11 protein-coding genes and 2 tRNA genes are annotated in these 16,099 nt (G+C 67.5%); 4 read left to right on the top strand and 9 right to left on the bottom strand.

What is annotated here, in order from left to right; genetic code table 11:
• Positions 1-31 precede the first annotated feature (31 nt).
• Entirely contained in the window at positions 32-730 is a 699-nt protein-coding gene (locus tag KF708C_RS16650) for an ABC transporter ATP-binding protein (RefSeq protein ID WP_059412675.1), read from the bottom strand.
• On the opposite strand from KF708C_RS16650, the gene KF708C_RS16645 reads away from it, so the two are divergent.
• Positions 729-1,400, top strand: a complete 672-nt coding sequence (locus KF708C_RS16645; protein WP_059412674.1) for an arylesterase — start codon at positions 729-731, stop codon at positions 1,398-1,400. The two genes, KF708C_RS16650 and KF708C_RS16645, sit on opposite strands and share 2 nt — an antisense overlap.
• A 151-nt stretch (positions 1,401-1,551) precedes the next feature.
• Here the strand turns inward: KF708C_RS16645 and KF708C_RS16640 are convergent, their stop codons facing one another.
• The 8 genes from KF708C_RS16640 to mnmC all read right to left on the bottom strand — a co-directional run bounded on the left by KF708C_RS16640 (position 1,552) and on the right by mnmC (position 12,783).
• Positions 1,552-3,489 (bottom strand): SurA N-terminal domain-containing protein, encoded by a 1,938-nt coding sequence (locus KF708C_RS16640; protein WP_059412673.1) that lies wholly within the window; start codon positions 3,487-3,489, stop codon positions 1,552-1,554.
• A 196-nt stretch (positions 3,490-3,685) separates the two neighbouring features.
• A tRNA-Asp gene (locus KF708C_RS16635) sits at positions 3,686-3,762 on the bottom strand.
• Positions 3,763-3,854: 92 nt separating this feature from the next.
• Positions 3,855-3,930, bottom strand: a tRNA-Val gene (locus KF708C_RS16630).
• A gap of 322 nt (positions 3,931-4,252) precedes the next feature.
• Positions 4,253-6,664, bottom strand: a complete 2,412-nt coding sequence (gene lon / locus KF708C_RS16625; protein ID WP_059412835.1) for an endopeptidase La — start codon at positions 6,662-6,664, stop codon at positions 4,253-4,255.
• Between the two features lie 249 nt (positions 6,665-6,913).
• The gene (clpX, locus tag KF708C_RS16620; RefSeq protein WP_020203704.1) at positions 6,914-8,188 is read right to left on the bottom strand and encodes an ATP-dependent Clp protease ATP-binding subunit ClpX; all 1,275 of its coding nucleotides are present in this window, start codon (positions 8,186-8,188) and stop codon (positions 6,914-6,916) included.
• A gap of 211 nt (positions 8,189-8,399) precedes the next feature.
• On the bottom strand, positions 8,400-9,050 hold the full coding sequence (gene clpP, locus KF708C_RS16615; RefSeq protein WP_020203705.1) for an ATP-dependent Clp endopeptidase proteolytic subunit ClpP: 651 nt from the start codon (positions 9,048-9,050) through the stop codon (positions 8,400-8,402).
• A 96-nt stretch (positions 9,051-9,146) separates the two neighbouring features.
• Entirely contained in the window at positions 9,147-10,505 is a 1,359-nt protein-coding gene (gene tig, locus KF708C_RS16610; RefSeq protein ID WP_020203706.1) for a trigger factor, read from the bottom strand.
• Positions 10,506-10,734: 229 nt separating this feature from the next.
• Complete coding sequence (gene mnmC, locus KF708C_RS16605) at positions 10,735-12,783, bottom strand: bifunctional tRNA (5-methylaminomethyl-2-thiouridine)(34)-methyltransferase MnmD/FAD-dependent 5-carboxymethylaminomethyl-2-thiouridine(34) oxidoreductase MnmC (protein ID WP_059412672.1); 2,049 nt, start codon at positions 12,781-12,783, stop codon at positions 10,735-10,737.
• 257 nt (positions 12,784-13,040) lie between these two features.
• Here mnmC and KF708C_RS16600 point away from each other — a divergent pair, with 257 nt between their 5' ends.
• The 3 genes from KF708C_RS16600 (at position 13,041) to dinB (ending at position 16,023) form a co-directional block, all read left to right on the top strand.
• Entirely contained in the window at positions 13,041-13,898 is an 858-nt protein-coding gene (locus KF708C_RS16600) for a 23S rRNA (adenine(2030)-N(6))-methyltransferase RlmJ (RefSeq protein WP_020203708.1), read from the top strand.
• A gap of 346 nt (positions 13,899-14,244) precedes the next feature.
• Positions 14,245-14,736 (top strand): hypothetical protein, encoded by a 492-nt coding sequence (locus tag KF708C_RS36440; RefSeq protein WP_059412671.1) that lies wholly within the window; start codon positions 14,245-14,247, stop codon positions 14,734-14,736.
• A 123-nt stretch (positions 14,737-14,859) separates the two neighbouring features.
• Positions 14,860-16,023: a DNA polymerase IV gene (dinB, locus tag KF708C_RS16590; protein ID WP_020207163.1), complete on the top strand. Its 1,164-nt coding sequence runs from the start codon at positions 14,860-14,862 to the stop codon at positions 16,021-16,023.
• Positions 16,024-16,099 lie beyond the last annotated feature (76 nt).

Genomic DNA, 16,099 nt, shown 5'->3' with positions numbered 1-16,099 from the left:
GGACCTCCCGCGCGTCTCGTTCGCCGCCGGCTCAGACCGGCGCCGCCATCAACTCGTCGCTGGCCACGCGCCCGGCCTCGATGGTCAGGACGCGCCCGCAGCGCGCCGCCACCGAGCGGTCGTGCGTGACCAGCACCAGGGTCGAGCCGGCATCGCGGTTGAGTTCGAACATCAGCGCGATCACGGCCTCGCCGGTGGCGGTGTCGAGGCTGCCGGTGGGCTCGTCGGCGAACAGGATGTCCGGGCGCGCCACGAACGCGCGCGCCAGCGCCACGCGCTGCTGCTCGCCGCCGGACAGCGTGCGCGGATAATGCGAAAGACGCCCGCCCAGGCCGACGCGCGCCAGCATGTCGGCCGCGCGCTCGCGCACGCCCTCGGTCTCGCCGCGCAGTTCCAGCGGCAGCATTACGTTCTCCAGCGCGGTCAGGTGGCCGACCAGCTGGAACGACTGGAACACGAAGCCCACGTGGCGGCCGCGCTGCGCCGCGCGCTGGTCCTCGTCGAGCTGGAACAAGTCCTCGCCGTTGAGCCGGACCGTGCCCGTGGTGGGCAGGTCGAGGCCGGCCAGCAGGCCCAGCAGCGTCGACTTGCCCGAGCCGGAGGCTCCCACGATGGCCAGCGTTTCGCCGCGCGTGACGGAAAACGTGACGTCATGCAGAATCGTCAGCGAACCGGTCGTGTCGGCTACGGTCTTTCCTAATGACTCGACTGCAAGAATGGAAGAAGACATGAGCAAGAAGTTCTGGTGCGGTTGGCGCAAGCTGGGGCTGGCGCTGTGTGCGGCCACGCTGCTGCCCTTGACGGCGGCGGCGGCCTCGGCGCCGGCCATCCTGGTGCTGGGCGACAGCCTGTCCGCGGAGTATGGCATCGCGCGCGACGCGGGCTGGGTCAAGCTGATGGAAGCCCGGCTGCGCGCCGAGCGCCTCGATTATAGCGTCGTGAACGCCAGCATCAGCGGCGAGACCACCGTGGGCGGCAAGACCCGCCTGCCCGACCTGCTGGCGCGCCACCACCCCGCCGTGGTGATCGTGGAGCTCGGCGCCAACGATGCGCTGCGCGGCCTGCCGCTGCAGACCACCGAGGCCAACCTGCGCAGCATCGTCACCGGCGCGCAGCAGGCCCGGGCCGGCGTGCTGCTGGTCGGCATGCGCATCCCGCCCAACTACGGGCCGGACTACACGGAACGCTTTTTCGCGCTCTACCCGAAGCTGGCCGGCGAATACAAGACGCGGCTGGTGCCGTTCCTGCTCGAAGGGGTCATCGCCCGGCCGGACTGGTTCCAGCAGGACCGCATGCATCCCACGGCGCAGGCGCAGGGCACGCTGCTCGATACGGTGTGGCCGCAGCTCAGGCCGCTGCTGAAGCTGAAGGCGCCGGCGGCGCGCGCCGCCGAGCGCTAGGGCATACGACTGCCGGAATGAAAAAGAGGCGCCCGCTGGGGCGCCTCTGGCTTTGTGCCGATGGGTCGTCTTGCTGCCGGTTTGCTCCCTTCTCCCGCATGCGGGAGAAGGGAGCAAACCAGTGGCGTGCGAAGACGCCGGCCGGCAATCCTTACTGCGCGGCGGCCTCGCTCGCGGCCGCGGCGACGGGCTTGAGCACCTTCACCTTCGCTGCCGCCTTCAGGCTGTCATAGAACGCTTCGAGCTCGGTCTGGCCGGCCATCTGCGCCAGCTGCTGGGCCTCGCCCTGGCGTTGCGCGGGGTCCACCTGCGCGGGCTGGCTGACCTTGGCGATGCGATAGATGGCATAACCGTCCGCGCCGAGGTCGACGCCGACCAGCGCGGGCAGCTTGGCGACGTCGGCGCGCATCACGGCTTCCAGCGCCTTGGGCGGCAGGTTCTCGGGCTTGGCGCGCGACACCGCGAGCATCGGGCCGAAGCCTTCGGCGGCGCCGCTCTTCTTGAGCGCTTCCAGGCGCGCCGCGCCTTCCTTGTCGGCCAGCTCGGCGGCCTGCTGCGCGATGTAGCCTTCGCGCACCTTGGCCTGCACGTCTTCGAACTTGCGCGTGGTGGCCGGGCGGTAGTCGACGATGCGCGCCGCCACCAGCATGTTGGGCGCGACCTGCACGGCTTCGGTGTTGCGCTTGTTCTTGAGCGAGTCCTCGCTGAACAGCGCCTTGAGCAGCTTGTCGTTGTTGAGCGGGTTCTGCGCGCCCAGCGCCGGGTTCGGCTCGCGCGTCACGCCGTCGGCGGTCTGGATGGTCAGCTTGAACTTGTCGGCGGCGGACTTGAGGCTGTCGGACTGCTCATAGACCGTGTTACCGAACGCGTCGGCCAGTTCGGTGAACTTCTTGGCGGCAAGCTGCTTGCGCAGTTCGGCTTCGAGGTCGGTGCGGACCTGGTCGAGCGGCTTGGTCTCGGCCGGCTTGATGCCGGTAAGCTTGATGATGTGGTAGCCGTAGTCGGTTTCCACCACGTCGCTGAGCTGGCCTTCCTTGAGCGAGAACATGGCGTCCTCGAACGGCTTGACCAGCGCGCCGCGGCCCATGAAGCCGAGGTCGCCGCCCTTCTCCGCCGAGCCCGGATCCTTCGATTCCTTGCGCGCCACGTCGGCGAAGGTTTCCGGATGCTTGCGCAGGTCTTCCAGCAGCTTAGCCGCCTTTTCCTGGGCGGCCTTGCGGTCCGCCGCCGGCGCGTCCTTGGGCGAGGCGATCAGGATATGGCTGGCGCGGCGCTGCTCGTCGGTGCGAAAGCGCGCGATGTTGCTGTCGTAGTAGGACTTGAGCTCCTCGGGCGTGACCGGCGTCGAGGCGGCCAGCGCGTCGGCCGACAGCACCAGGTATTCGACCTTGGCCTGCTCGGGCACGGCGAACTGCGTCTTGTGGCTTTCGTAGTACGCCTTCAGCGCGGCTTCGTCGGGCGTGACCTTGGCGGCGAAATCGGCCGGCTTGAACTGCAGCACCTGCACGTCGCGCTGCTGGTCGCGGATGGCGATCAGGCGGTCGAGCAGCGACTTGGGCACGAAGGCCGTGGCGCCGATCGAGCCGCCGAGCTGCTGCGTGGCGAGGTCGAAGCGCATGCGCGCCTCGAGCTGCTCGGGCGTGAGGCCCTGCTGCGCCAGCAGTTCGAGATAGGGCTTGGGCTCGAGGCGGCCGTCGGCCTGCTTGGGCAGGCTGGCGATCGCCGGGATGCTGTAGATGGCTTGCTGGAGCGCCACGTCGGACACCGTCAGATGCTTGTTGGCGACGTCGTTGGCCACCACGCGCTGCAGGATGAGCTGGTCGAGCACCTGCTGGCGGGCCTGCGCGCCTTCGAACTGGCGCGGGTCATAGTTGGGGCCGAGCACCTGGCGCATGCGCTCGCTCTGGTCGCGCACGACGTTGTCGACTTCCTGGGTGGTGATCGCGCGGCCGTCGACCTTGGCTGCGTCGTGCGAGCTGTCCATGAAGCGCGAGTAGCTTTCCACGCCGAAGAATACGAACGACGGGAAGACAAGCACCAGCAGCAGCAGAAGCATCAAGCGGCGGTTGTTGCGTACGAAATCAAGCATGCGGACTCAGGAGAAGGGTTGGTACGAACGGCAAACTCCGGGATTCTATCAGGAGCGGCACGCTTCACGCGATTTACGGCCCGCCATTGCGCGGTTGCGCGCGGATCCGCCCGGGAACAAGGAAAGCCGGCGAACGCCGGAAAGCAGAACGGGCCGCTAAGGGCCCGTTCTGCTGACGTTCTGCTCACTGCTTGTTTGGCGGAGTGGACGGGGCTCGAACCCGCGACCCCCGGCGTGACAGGCCGGTATTCTAACCAACTGAACTACCACTCCTGGATTCGGTGCGGCCGTGCTCTTGCGCGCTGTTCTTCGTCGCGACGAGACCGAAGAGGCGAGAGACGGCGAGGCGTCCGAGGCACCGAGCGTGGTGGGTGCTGAGGGGCTCGAACCCCCGACCTACGCCTTGTAAGGGCGCCGCTCTACCAACTGAGCTAAGCACCCGCTCGTACCGCGAATCTGCATGTATCGCCGCGCACATATCAGAGCACTTACTGCTGTTTGCGTTGCGAGGCCGCAAGTGTAATACAGGCGTCGCCGTTTTGCCAAGCATTCTTCATGGCCGCATCGGGCGGCGCAAAAGCCGCGTACGGGCCGCGTGAAAGCCCCGTAAACAACCCTGCGCAACCCCGCGCAACCCTGCGCGATGGTCGTGCGCGCCGACCTGCGCGATGCCTGCGCGCAATGAAAAACGCCGCGGGCAAAACCCGCGGCGTCTCGTGCTGCCGTCATGCGGCGGGGCCCCGGACAGCGGGCCCCTGCGATGTCAGTGATGGATCATCTCGACCTTGGCCGCGGCCTTGTCCGCCACGTCGGCGGGCTTGGCCACTTCCTCGGGCAGCGGCTCGGGCTTGCGCTCGAGCGCCAGTTCCAGGACCTTGTCGATCCAGCGCACCGGGATGATCTCGATGGCGTTCTTGACGTTGTCCGGGATCTCGGCCAGATCCTTCACGTTCTCCTCGGGGATCAGCACCAGCTTGATGCCGCCGCGATGGGCCGCCAGCAGCTTCTCCTTGAGGCCGCCGATCGGCAGCACTTCGCCGCGCAGCGTGATCTCGCCGGTCATGGCCACGTCGGCGCGCACCGGGATGCCCGTCAGCACCGACACCAGCGCCGTGGTCATGGCGCCGCCGGCCGAAGGACCGTCCTTGGGCGTAGCGCCTTCGGGCACGTGGATGTGGATGTCGCGCTTCTCGAACATCTCGTCCGGGATGCCCAGGCGGCGGGCGCGCGAGCGCACCACCGAGCGGGCCGCCTCGACCGACTCCTTCATCACGTCGCCGAGCGAGCCGGTGCGCGTGATGTTGCCCTTGCCCGGCATGATCGCGGCTTCGATGGTCAGCAGGTCGCCGCCCACCTCGGTCCACGCCAGGCCAGTCACCTGGCCGACCTGGTTTTCCTTGCCGGCCAGGCCGAAGTCGTACTTGCGCACGCCGAGGAACTTGTCCAGGTTGTCCGAGGCCACCTTGACCGTGCCCGATTCCTTCTTGAGCAGCAGCAGCTTCACCACCTTGCGCGCGATCTTCGACACTTCACGCTCGAGCGAGCGCACGCCCGCTTCCCGCGTGTAGTAGCGGATGATGTCGCGCAGCGCTTCCTCGCTGACTTCGATCTCGCCTGCCTTCAGACCATTGTTCTTGATCTGCTTGGGCAGCAGGTAGCGCTGGGCGATGTTGACCTTTTCCTCTTCGGTGTAGCCGGAGAGGCGGATCACTTCCATGCGGTCCAGCAGCGGCGGCGGGATGTTCAGCGAGTTCGACGTCGCCACGAACATCACGTCGGACAGGTCGAAGTCCACTTCGATGTAGTGGTCCTGGAACGTGTGGTTCTGTTCCGGGTCCAGCACCTCGAGCAGCGCCGACGAAGGATCGCCGCGGAAGTCCATGCCCATCTTGTCGATTTCGTCGAGCAGGAAGAGCGGATTGCGCACGCCGACCTTGGACAGGCTCTGCAGGATCTTGCCCGGCATCGAGCCGATGTAGGTCCTGCGGTGGCCGCGGATCTCGGCCTCGTCGCGCACGCCGCCCAGCGCCATGCGCACGAACTTGCGGTTCGTGGCGCGCGCCACCGACTGCCCGAGCGAGGTCTTGCCCACGCCGGGAGGCCCGACCAGGCACAGGATCGGCGCCTTCACCTTGTCCACACGCTGTTGCACCGCGAGGTACTCGAGAATGCGTTCCTTGACCTTCTCCAGGCCATAGTGGTCTTCGTCGAGCACGCGCTCGGCGTTGGCGAGGTCGTTGTTGACCTTGCTCTTCTTGCGCCACGGCAGGTTGACCAGCGTGTCGATGTAGTTGCGTACGACGGTGGCTTCGGCCGACATCGGCGACATCAGCTTGAGCTTCTTGAATTCGGCGTCGGCCTTCTTCTTGGCTTCCTTCGGCATGCGCGCGGCCTTGATGCGCTTGTCGAGCTCTTCCAGGTCGGCGCCCTCTTCGCCCTCGCCCAGTTCCTTCTGGATCGCCTTGACCTGCTCGTTCAGGTAGTACTCGCGCTGGCTCTTCTCCATCTGGCGCTTGACGCGGCCGCGGATGCGCTTTTCGACCTGCAGGATGTCGATCTCGCCCTCGAGCTGCGACAGCAGGCTCTCGAGGCGCTCGGTGACGTTCACCATCTCGAGGATCTTCTGCTTCTGCTCGAGCTTGATCGGCAGGTGCGCGGCGATGGTGTCGGCCAGGCGGCCGGGCTCGTCGATGCCCGACAGCGAGGTCAGGATCTCGGGCGGGATCTTCTTGTTGAGCTTCACGTACTGGTCGAACTGCGACACGATGGCGCGGCGCAGCGCCTCCGTCTCGGCGGTCTCGACCGGGCCCGGCGGCACGGGCACGGCTTCGCACATGAAGTGCGAGTCGTCTTCGCTCACTTCGCGGATATTCGCGCGCTGCGTGCCTTCGACCAGCACCTTGACGGTGCCGTCGGGCAGCTTGAGCATCTGCAGGATATTGGCGATGCAGCCCACCTCGTAGAGGTCGTCGGCGGTCGGCTCATCCTTGGCCGCCGTCTTCTGGGCTACAAGCATGATGCTCTTGCCCGACTCCATCGCAGTTTCAAGCGCCTTGATGGACTTCGGACGTCCCACGAACAGTGGGATCACCATGTGCGGAAACACCACCACGTCGCGCAGCGGCAACAGTGGCAGGCGAATCGGCTCAGCCGGGAGGAGTTGTGTTCCGGACATCATTTTCCCCAGTCAGTCATTTAGGCGTAAATTGGGCCGCATGAATCGATTGCAAGACACGCTTCGCCAACGATTCATGACCCCATGCAAATGCCGGTTTCCGCACTTGCAGGACCCGTCCAAACAGCATACCCCCGTTTCCTCCCCTTCGTTTTACGAAAATGAAGAAAAAAAGCCGCTCGCTTTTTGCGAGCGGCCTTTCGGTCTCGCTGCCGGCCTCGATCAAACACAAAGCGCCGGCGTTCGCCGTCAGTTCGAACCGGCCACCTTGGGCTGGTCCTCGTACATCAGCAGCGGCGGGGCGTCCCCGGTGATGGTGTTCTCGTCGATCACCACCTTCTGCACACCCTTGTAGTTCGGCAGGTCGTACATCACGTCCATCAGCGACTGTTCGAGAATCGAACGCAGGCCGCGCGCGCCGGTCTTGCGGCGGATGGCCTTGCGCGCGATCGCCGACAGCGCGGCCGGGCGGATTTCCAGCTCCACGCCTTCCATCGCCAGCAGCTTCTGGTATTGCTTGACCAGCGCGTTCTTGGGCTCGACCAGGATCTGCATCAGCGCGGCCTCGTCGAGCTTGGCCAGCGTGGCGACCACCGGCAGGCGGCCGATCAGTTCCGGGATCAGGCCGAACTTGATCAGGTCTTCCGGCTCGGTCTGCGGCAGCACTTCGCTGGCGTCGCGCTCTTCCTTGCTCTGCACCTGCGCGGCAAAACCGATGCCGGTCTTGTCCGAGCGCTGCATGATGACCTTTTCCAGGCCGTCGAACGCGCCGCCGCAGATGAACAGGATGTTGGTCGTGTCGACCTGCAGGAAGTCCTGGTTCGGATGCTTGCGCCCGCCCTGCGGCGGCACCGAGGCCATCGTGCCCTCGATCAGCTTGAGCAGGGCCTGCTGCACGCCCTCGCCCGACACGTCGCGGGTGATGGACGGGTTGTCCGACTTGCGCGAGATCTTGTCGATCTCATCGATGTAGACGATACCGCGCTGCGCCTTCTCCACCTCGTAGTTGCAGTTCTGCAGCAACTTCTGGATGATGTTTTCCACGTCCTCGCCGACGTAGCCGGCTTCGGTCAGCGTGGTGGCGTCGGCGATCACGAACGGCACGTTGAGCAGGCGCGCCAGCGTCTGCGCGAGCAGCGTCTTGCCCGAGCCGGTCGGCCCGATCAGCAGGATGTTGCTCTTGGACAACTCGACGTCGTCCTTCTTGCCGAGGTGCTTGAGGCGCTTGTAGTGGTTGTACACCGCCACGGCCAGGATCTTCTTGGCCTGTTCCTGCCCGATCACGTACTGATCGAGGCTTTCGCGGATCTCGTGCGGCGTGGGGAGATCGGACTTGGCCGTGGCGCCGGCATCCTTGTCGGATGCCGCTGCCTCGTCGCGGATGATCTCGTTGCACAGGTCGATGCATTCGTCGCAAATGAACACCGACGGGCCGGCGATGAGCTTCTTTACCTCGTGCTGGCTCTTGCCGCAGAACGAGCAGTAAAGGAGCTTCTCGCTGGATGAACCTTTTTTATCCGCCATAGGAATCAGTCACATTAGCAGTGTGCGTGCCGCAGGGCCAAGGCGCTGCGGGGATACGCTTCAAACGCATCATACGCCAAAACAATTGGCGCGGCGGTGGAACCCCTACGCTGTGGGGCAAAAGCAAAAAACGAGGCGCCAGGCCTCGTTTCTGCATAGCCTTCTTCAATCCGCGCCGGCCCCGGAACCCGCAGGTTCCGGGGTGGCGTTTTCAGCTACGGCGGGCGATGACCTTGTCGATCAGGCCATAGTCCACCGCCTGGTCGCCGCTCATGAAGTTGTCGCGATCGGTATCGCGGGCAATCTTCTCGACCGGCTGGCCGGTGACCTCCGACAGGATGCCGTTCAGGCGCTCGCGCAGGTACAGGATCTCGCGGGCCTGGATCTCGATGTCCGAGGCCTGGCCGCGCGCGCCGCCGAGCGGCTGGTGGATCATGATGCGCGAGTTCGGCAGCGCCGAACGCTTGCCCTTGGCGCCGGCTGCCAGCAGGAACGCGCCCATGCTGGCGGCCATGCCCATGCACAGCGTGGATACGTCCGGCTTGACGAACTGCATGGTGTCGTAGATGGCGAGGCCCGCCGACACCGAGCCGCCCGGCGAGTTGATGTAGAGCGAGACGTCCTTGTCGGGATTTTCGCTCTCCAGGAACAGCAGCTGTGCCACCACCAGGTTAGCGGTCTGGTCGTTGACTTCGCCCACCATGAAGATCACGCGCTCCTTCAGCAGGCGCGAGTAGATGTCATAGGCGCGCTCGCCCCGACCGGACTGCTCGACCACCATCGGCACCAGCCCGAGTCCCTGCGTTTCCAGGGCGGAGGCCTGCGTGGTGGCCAGACGGTCAAGCAAATCATTGCGGGTCATGCAAGTTCTCCTGGAGTTCGGTGAGAGACAAGGCGGCGAGAAGCGAGGCCGCGGCCGGCGCCGCCGTCAGGAGACGGCGCGCCGGACTGGCCAGGCTCAGGCCTGCTGGGGCTGGTTGCCTTCGGCAGTCAGTTCCTCGAAGGACACCGTCTTGTCGGTGACCTTGGCCTTGTCGCACACGAAATTTACCACGTTGTTTTCGAGCACGTAGGCCTCCATCTCGGCCAGGCGCTGCTGGTCGCCGTAGTACCAGCGCATGACTTCCTTCGGGTCCTCGTAGCTCTTGGCGAAGTCCTCGATCTCGGCCTTGATCTGGTCGGCCTTGGCGTCCAGGCCGTGGGCCTTGACGATCTCGGCCAGGATCAGGCCCAGCTTGACGCGGCGCTCGGCCTGCTGGGTGAACATCTCGGCCGGAATCGGCATGTCCTTGGCGTTCGGCATGCCGCGCTGTTCCAGGTCGCGGCGGGCCATCTCGACCAGGCGCTCCTGGTCCTGCTCGACCAGTGCCTTGGGCACGTCCAGCTCGCTGGCCTTGAGCAGCGCGTCCATCACCTGGTCCTTCAGCATGGCGTGGGTACGGCGCTTGACTTCGCGCTCGAGGTTCTCGCGGATGTCGGCGCGCATCTTCTCGACGCTGCCGTCGGCGATGCCGAGCGACTTGGCGAACTCGTCGTTGACTTCCGGCAGGTGCGCCCACTCGATCTTCTTGAGCGTGACGGTGAACTCGGCGGTCTTGCCGGCCACTTCCTTGCCGTGGTAGTCGGCGGGGAAGGTCAGCGGGAAGCTCTTGCTTTCGCCGACCTTCAGGCCCAGGGCGGCCTGCTCGAACTCGGGCAGCATGCGGCCTTCGCCCAGCACGAAGGCGAAGTCGTCCGCCTTGCCGCCGGGGAATTCGACGTCGTCGATCTTGCCGACGAAGTCCAGCGTGACGCGGTCGCCGTTCTGGGCAGCCGCTTCGCCGCCGCCGTCGCCGTGCTCGCCGGCTTCGCCGCGGGTGTGGTAGTGCACGCGCTGCTTGCGCAGGATGTCGATGGTCTTGTCGACTTCGGCATCGGTGATTTCGGTCTTGGTGCGGGTCACTTCGGCCGTGGCCAGGTCACCCAGCTTGACTTCCGGGTACACCTCGAAGGTGGCGTCGAACGCCACTTCGTCCTCGCCCACGCCTTCGGTCTTGACTTCGAAGCGCGGCTGGCCGGCGACCTTGACGTCCTGTTCCTTGGTGATGTCGAAGAACTTGCGGGCAGCCTTGTCGTAGCGCACTTCGAACTCGACTTGCTGGCCGTACTGCTTCTCGACCATCTTCATCGGCACCTTGCCGGGACGGAAACCGGACATCTTCACCGTCTTCGACAGGCGAACCAGACGATCCTGCTTTTCCTTTTCGACTTCGGCCTTGGGAATGGCCAGGGTCACCTTGCGGTCCAGTTTGCCAAGGTTTTCAATGACATTCGACATGGTCGTTGATCCAATCCAGAGATGTTGTTGTGTTCGTAAGCGCACCCCGCCCGCGCGCCCGGCATGAAGCGGGGCAATGCGCGGCGGCGAGCGCCGGTGCCAGTGCGAAGTCCTGTCCGCAAGCTTGCCGGCATGCGCTGGAAACCACGCCCCGGAGCTTCCGGGCACAGGCCCCGCGCAAACGGAAAACGGGGATTATCGCACGGTTTTCGTTCGCTTCCGGCAGTTTTTAGCCGGGAACGGACTCGGAACCGGGCCCGGCGGCGGCTGGCGCGGACCCGCCCGCGTCCCCCGCCAGCCCCTGCCGCAGGGCGCGCACCAGCAGCCGCGCCGGATCGACGGCCTCGGCCAGCTCCAGCTCCAGCGGCAACGGCTCCCCGTCGATCTGGCTGGCCAGCAGTTCGGCGCCCAGTGCGGCCCATGTGAGGCCGCGCGAGCCATATGCAAGGGCCGCGTACAGGCCGGGCAGGCGCGGCACGTCGCGCAGGCGCGCGCCGCGCAGCGCCGCGGCGTCCTGCGCGGCGCGCGCCTCGTCGGCGATGCGGCCGATCAGCGGCAGGCGGTTGTGCGACACGCTGCGCACGCCGACGTAGCCGTCCAGCGCGGCCGCATCGAGCCGGCCCGCCGCGCCGGCCAGCCCGGGCAGCAAGGCGCCGAGCTTGGCGAGGTTCTCGGCATGCACGCCGGCGCGCGCGCCCTCCGCGCCGTCCTCGGCGTCGGCCGGCTCGTAGCTGGAGCCGACCCCCGCGCTGCCGTCGGCGGCGCGCGGCAGCAGGTAGCCGGTGCCCGTGACCACGCAGTCGGGCCAGGCGCCAAGCTGCTCGACCTGCGCCGCCGCCAGCGTGGTCAACTGCCCGCGCACCCGGTCGATGGTCACGTGGCGCAGCGGCAGCAGCCGCAGCGCTTCATGCGCATTGGCCAGCACCACCACCGGCGCCCGCGCCAGCACCGCGCCGGCCGCGTCGAGCGCCAGCCAGCCGTCGCCGTCGCGCGCCAGCCGCGCGACGCGGCAGCCGAAGCGCGCCGTCAGCGCCGCCCCGGCCTGCGCCAGTTGCGCGCCGCAGATGTCGGGCGGCGCGGCCCAGCCGCCCTGCTCGAACCACAGCCCGCCCAGCGGCACCGCCGCGGCGTGCCGGCGCGCGGCTTCCTCGGCCGGCATCCAGCGCGCGAAGGCCGCGGGAAACCCGAGCGCGGCCAGCGCGGCCTGCTGGATGCGCGCGTCTTCCTCGCCGGCGCCGGTCTGCAGCACGCCGCACTCGTGCCAGCCCGGCGCGTGGCCGGCCGCGGCCAGCGCGGCCCAGTGGCGCAGCGAGGCGAGATTGCCGGCGCGCGACAGCCGCGACAGGATGCTGTCGTCCGACGACAGGTGCGGATGCATGGCCGCCGCGCGATGGGCCGAGGTCAGCCGCGCCGGACCGTCATGCGCATCGAACAGCGTGACGCGCCAGCCGCGCGCGGCGAGGCGCTCCGTCACCGCGCAGCCGGCCAGCCCGGCGCCGACCACGATCGCATGGCGCTCGGGCCAGGCCGCGGGCGCCGGCGGCGGATGCCGGCGCCGGGCGCGCTCGGCGGGGAAATGCCCCACCGTCATGTGCCATTTGCTGCCGTAGCCGGTCGCGCGCCGGGCCTCGAAGCCGGCGGCCCGCAGGCCGCGGCGCACGAAGCCGGCCGCGGCGTAGGTCGCCAGCGTGGCCTCGGGCCGCGCCAGCCGGGCCAGCCGCTTCATCAGCGGCGGCTGCCACATCTCGGGATTGCGCTCGGGCGCGAAGCCATCGAGGTAGAACGCATCGGCGCCCAGCACCAGCCGCGGCAGCATGGTGTCGATGTCGCCGAAGGCCAGCGTCAGCACCACCGCCCCGCCCTCGAACGCCAGCCGGTGCATGCCCGGCAGCGCCAGCGGCCACGCCTGCCGCAGCTGCTCGGCCAGCGGAGCCAGCTCGGCCGCGCCGGACATCCTGGCATGGACGGCGGCCAGGCCGTCGCGCGTAAACGGATGCTTCTCGATGGAAACGAAATGCAGGCGCCGGCAGCGCCGCGGATCGGCCCGCCACGCCTGCCACGTCGCCAGGAAATTCAGGCCCAGGCCGAAGCCCGTCTCCAGGATCACGAACTGGTCGCGCCCGCCCCACGCCCGCGGCAGGCCGTTGCCGCCGAGGAACACGTGGCGGGCCTGCGCGAGGCCACCCTCGTCGCTGTGGTAGACGTCGCCATAGCGCGTCGAATAAGGCGGCCCGGCATCGGAGAAGACGGGTTCGGCGGGATCCAGTGAGCGGGACATGAAGCGGGCAGGAACGTCTGGCATGAGGGGAATCGGGAGAAATTCCGGGCAAACGCACCGGAGAAATCCACCGGGAATCCAGCCAGCGGGGGCGGACAGGGCGGACGGCCCCGGGTGGCGGCGATGGTAGCATAGCGCCCTGCGCCGCCGCCCTGCCCGGCATCCACCGCCCGGCATCCGCGCGCTCCTGCCGCTCTTTTTGCTGCGCTTTTGCCGCCCCTCGGCCGCTCTTTTTGCCGTCTTTCGCCCGCCTTGCCATGTTCAGCTACCGTCACGCCTTCCACGCCGGCAACCACGCCGATGTCCTCAAACACGCCATCGTGGTCCAGTTGCTGGAGCAGTTGACCCAGAAAGACAAGCCGTTCTGGTATATCGACACGCATGCCGGCGCCGGGCTGTACGCGCTGGACCATGCCTACGCGCAGAAGAAGGGCGAGTTCGAGACCGGCATCGCCCGGCTGTGGCAGGCCGCCGCCGCCAAGCGGCCCATGCCCACCGTGCTGGAGGACTACCTGGAACAGGTGCGCACGCTCAACCCGGACGGCAGCCTGCGGCACTATCCGGGCTCGCCGTGGCTGGCCTGGCAGATGCTGCGCGACGCCGACCGCCTGCGCCTGTTCGAGATGCACCCCACGGAAATCCAGGTGCTGCGCGACAACTTCCGCGGCGCCGGCCGCCGCGTCATGCTGTACGACGGCGACGGCTTCACCGGCATCAATGCCATCCTGCCGCCCCCGCCGCGCCGCGCGCTGGTGCTGGTCGACCCGTCCTACGAGGACAAGCAGGACTACGCCCGCGTGGTGCGCACGCTGCAGGACGGCCTGCAGCGCTTCGCCACCGGCATCTATGCCATCTGGTATCCCGAGGTGCAGCGCCGCGAATCGGTGCAGTTGCCGGTGCAGCTCAAGAAGCTGCCGCTCAAGAGCTGGCTGCACGTCACGCTCACGGTCAAGCAGCCGGTGGCCGGCGGGCTGGGCCTGCACGGCAGCGGCATGTTCATCGTCAACCCGCCGTGGCGCCTCAAGGAAAACCTGGAAGCGGCCATGCCCACGCTGGTCTCGCTGCTGGGCCAGGATGCCGGCGCCGGCTTCACGCTCGAAGCGCGGGAAGACTGAAGTCATGACGGTGCCGATGATGGCACTGCCAATGGCACCGACAGCACCGACGGCACCGACAACGGCGCGACATAGGCGCCGGGAAAACCAGATCTAAGCATCTTCTACTTGGCCCGCGCCCGCTAAGACCGTAGCATCGATCCCCAAAACCTCGGCGCGAGGCTGCGGCATGGCACGTGCGTGACACAGGCCTGAAACACGCCTGACACACACGGAATATGCCGGCACGTACCCGAACGCACGAGGCACCATCGGCATGGCAGGCCGCCGCCAGCGCGGCCACCGTGCGCACGGACAGGACCGGACACCACAGGATCGGCCGCCGGACATCGGGTACAAGGGTCATATGAAAACACTCAGCGGAGCCGGCAACGGCTGGACAACGGACGCCGATGCGGCCGACCGGGGAATCTGGAAGAACACCATCGCCGCGGCCAGCCATGCGCTGGAAACCGTCGCGCTGATCGAGCACGGCGTCGGCATGACGCTGCGGCTGCAGCGCAAGGTCCGCGAACTGCGCGAGCGCCTGCGCACCACGCAGGCCGAACTCGACCGCTACCGCGACCTGCACGCCCTCGCACTCGAAGCCCTGCGCGCGGCCGAGCCGCCCGCGGCGGAGGACGCCGGCAAGCTCCGCGCCGACGGCGAAGCGCTGCGCCTGCGTCACCGCGCCTACAAGCTGCTGATCGAGCACTACGCCCGCACCGGCTCGCCGATCGACCTCGCCGTCTTCGCCGCCCAGCGCCGCCAGGTGCTCCAGCACATCCTGTTCCAGCAGCGCCGCGGCGTGCCGCCCGCGCGGATCAGCGTCGACGACATCGCCTTCCTACTGCGCTAGGCACACACTCGGACAATTCCGTATCCGGTGCGGACTTCGATATACTGTATATGCATACAGTCATGGAGACGCTGCGCCCGGCCACGGCAGGACGCAGGCGTCGCCCGATCCCAGCCGCCGCCAATGCCATCCGCAACCCGCCGCATCGCCCACCTGGACATGGACGCGTTCTACGCCTCCGTCGAACTCCTGCGGTACCCGGAACTGCGCGGCAAGCCCGTGGTGATCGGCGGCGGGCGCAACGCCACGCCCGAGACGCTGCCCGACGGCAGCCGGCGCTTTGCCCGCCTGCGTGACTACGCCGGCCGCGGCGTCGTCACCACCTCCACCTACGAGGCGCGCGCGCTCGGCGTCTTTTCCGCGATGGGCATGATGAAGGCCGCCCAGCTCGCGCCGGACGCCATCCTGCTGCCCACCGACTTCGACTCCTACCGGCACTACTCCCGCCTGTTCAAGGCCGCCGTCCACGCCTTCACCGACCAGATCGAGGACCGCGGCATCGATGAAATCTACATCGACCTCAGCGACGTGCAAGGCGAGCCGGCCGAACTCGGCACGCGCATCAAGCAGGCCGTGCGCGAAGCCACGCAACTGAGCTGCTCCATCTGCATCGCCCCCAACAAGCTGCTCGCCAAGATCGGCTCCGAACTCGACAAGCCCGACGGCCTCACCCTGCTCACCGCCGCGGACATCCCCGCGCGCATCTGGCCCCTGCCCGTGCGCAAGGTCAACGGCATCGGTCCCAAGGCCACCGAGAAGCTCGCCGGCCTGGGCATCGCCACCGTCGGCGACCTCGCCCATGCCGACCTCGGCCTGCTGCAAAGCCACTTCGGCCGCAGCTACTCCGCGTGGCTGGCGGAAACCGCCCAGGGCCGTGACGACCGCAGCGTGGTGGTCAGCGCCGAACCCAAGTCCATGAGCCGCGAAACCACCTTCGAGCGCGACCTCCACCCGCGCCAGGACCGCCAGGCCCTCTCCGAAATCTTCACCGGCCTGTGCCAGCGTCTGGCCGAAGACCTGCACCGCAAGGGCTATGTCGGCCGCACCGTCGGCGTCAAGCTACGCTACGACGACTTCCAGACCGTCACGCGCGACCTGAGCCTGCCCGAGCCCACCGCCGACGCCGTGCAACTGCGGCGCGCCGCCACCGAATGCGTGAAACGGGTCACGCTCGACCGCAGGATACGGTTGCTGGGCGTCAGGGTCAGCGCGTTGACGGTGGCCGGAGAAGACGACCTCGCGCCGTTGCCTGTGCAAGGCGAATTGCCGTTCGATGAAGCCGGCTGAGCGGGTGCCCGGCGCGCAAATTACGAACAAGTACGCAATATCGAGATGATTCCGTATTGCACTTAGGAAAATTCGC

This window comes from Cupriavidus basilensis (assembly GCF_000876015.1).
Lineage (GTDB): Bacteria > Pseudomonadota > Gammaproteobacteria > Burkholderiales > Burkholderiaceae > Cupriavidus > Cupriavidus basilensis_B.
This window is presented reverse-complemented; position numbering and strand designations above follow the sequence as displayed.

Bases quoted from the DNA above. Each gene is read 5' to 3' on its own strand.
- KF708C_RS16645 (WP_059412674.1), top strand. From the start codon at position 729: ATGAGCAAGAAGTTCTGGTGCGGTTGGCGCAAGCTGGGGCTGGCGCTG.
- KF708C_RS16650 (WP_059412675.1), bottom strand. From the start codon at position 730: ATGTCTTCTTCCATTCTTGCAGTCGAGTCATTAGGAAAGACCGTAGCC.
- KF708C_RS16640 (WP_059412673.1), bottom strand. From the start codon at position 3,489: ATGCTTGATTTCGTACGCAACAACCGCCGCTTGATGCTTCTGCTGCTG.
- lon (WP_059412835.1), bottom strand. From the start codon at position 6,664: ATGTCCGGAACACAACTCCTCCCGGCTGAGCCGATTCGCCTGCCACTG.
- clpX (WP_020203704.1), bottom strand. From the start codon at position 8,188: ATGGCGGATAAAAAAGGTTCATCCAGCGAGAAGCTCCTTTACTGCTCG.
- clpP (WP_020203705.1), bottom strand. From the start codon at position 9,050: ATGACCCGCAATGATTTGCTTGACCGTCTGGCCACCACGCAGGCCTCC.
- tig (WP_020203706.1), bottom strand. From the start codon at position 10,505: ATGTCGAATGTCATTGAAAACCTTGGCAAACTGGACCGCAAGGTGACC.
- mnmC (WP_059412672.1), bottom strand. From the start codon at position 12,783: ATGTCCCGCTCACTGGATCCCGCCGAACCCGTCTTCTCCGATGCCGGG.
- KF708C_RS16600 (WP_020203708.1), top strand. From the start codon at position 13,041: ATGTTCAGCTACCGTCACGCCTTCCACGCCGGCAACCACGCCGATGTC.
- KF708C_RS36440 (WP_059412671.1), top strand. From the start codon at position 14,245: ATGAAAACACTCAGCGGAGCCGGCAACGGCTGGACAACGGACGCCGAT.
- dinB (WP_020207163.1), top strand. From the start codon at position 14,860: ATGCCATCCGCAACCCGCCGCATCGCCCACCTGGACATGGACGCGTTC.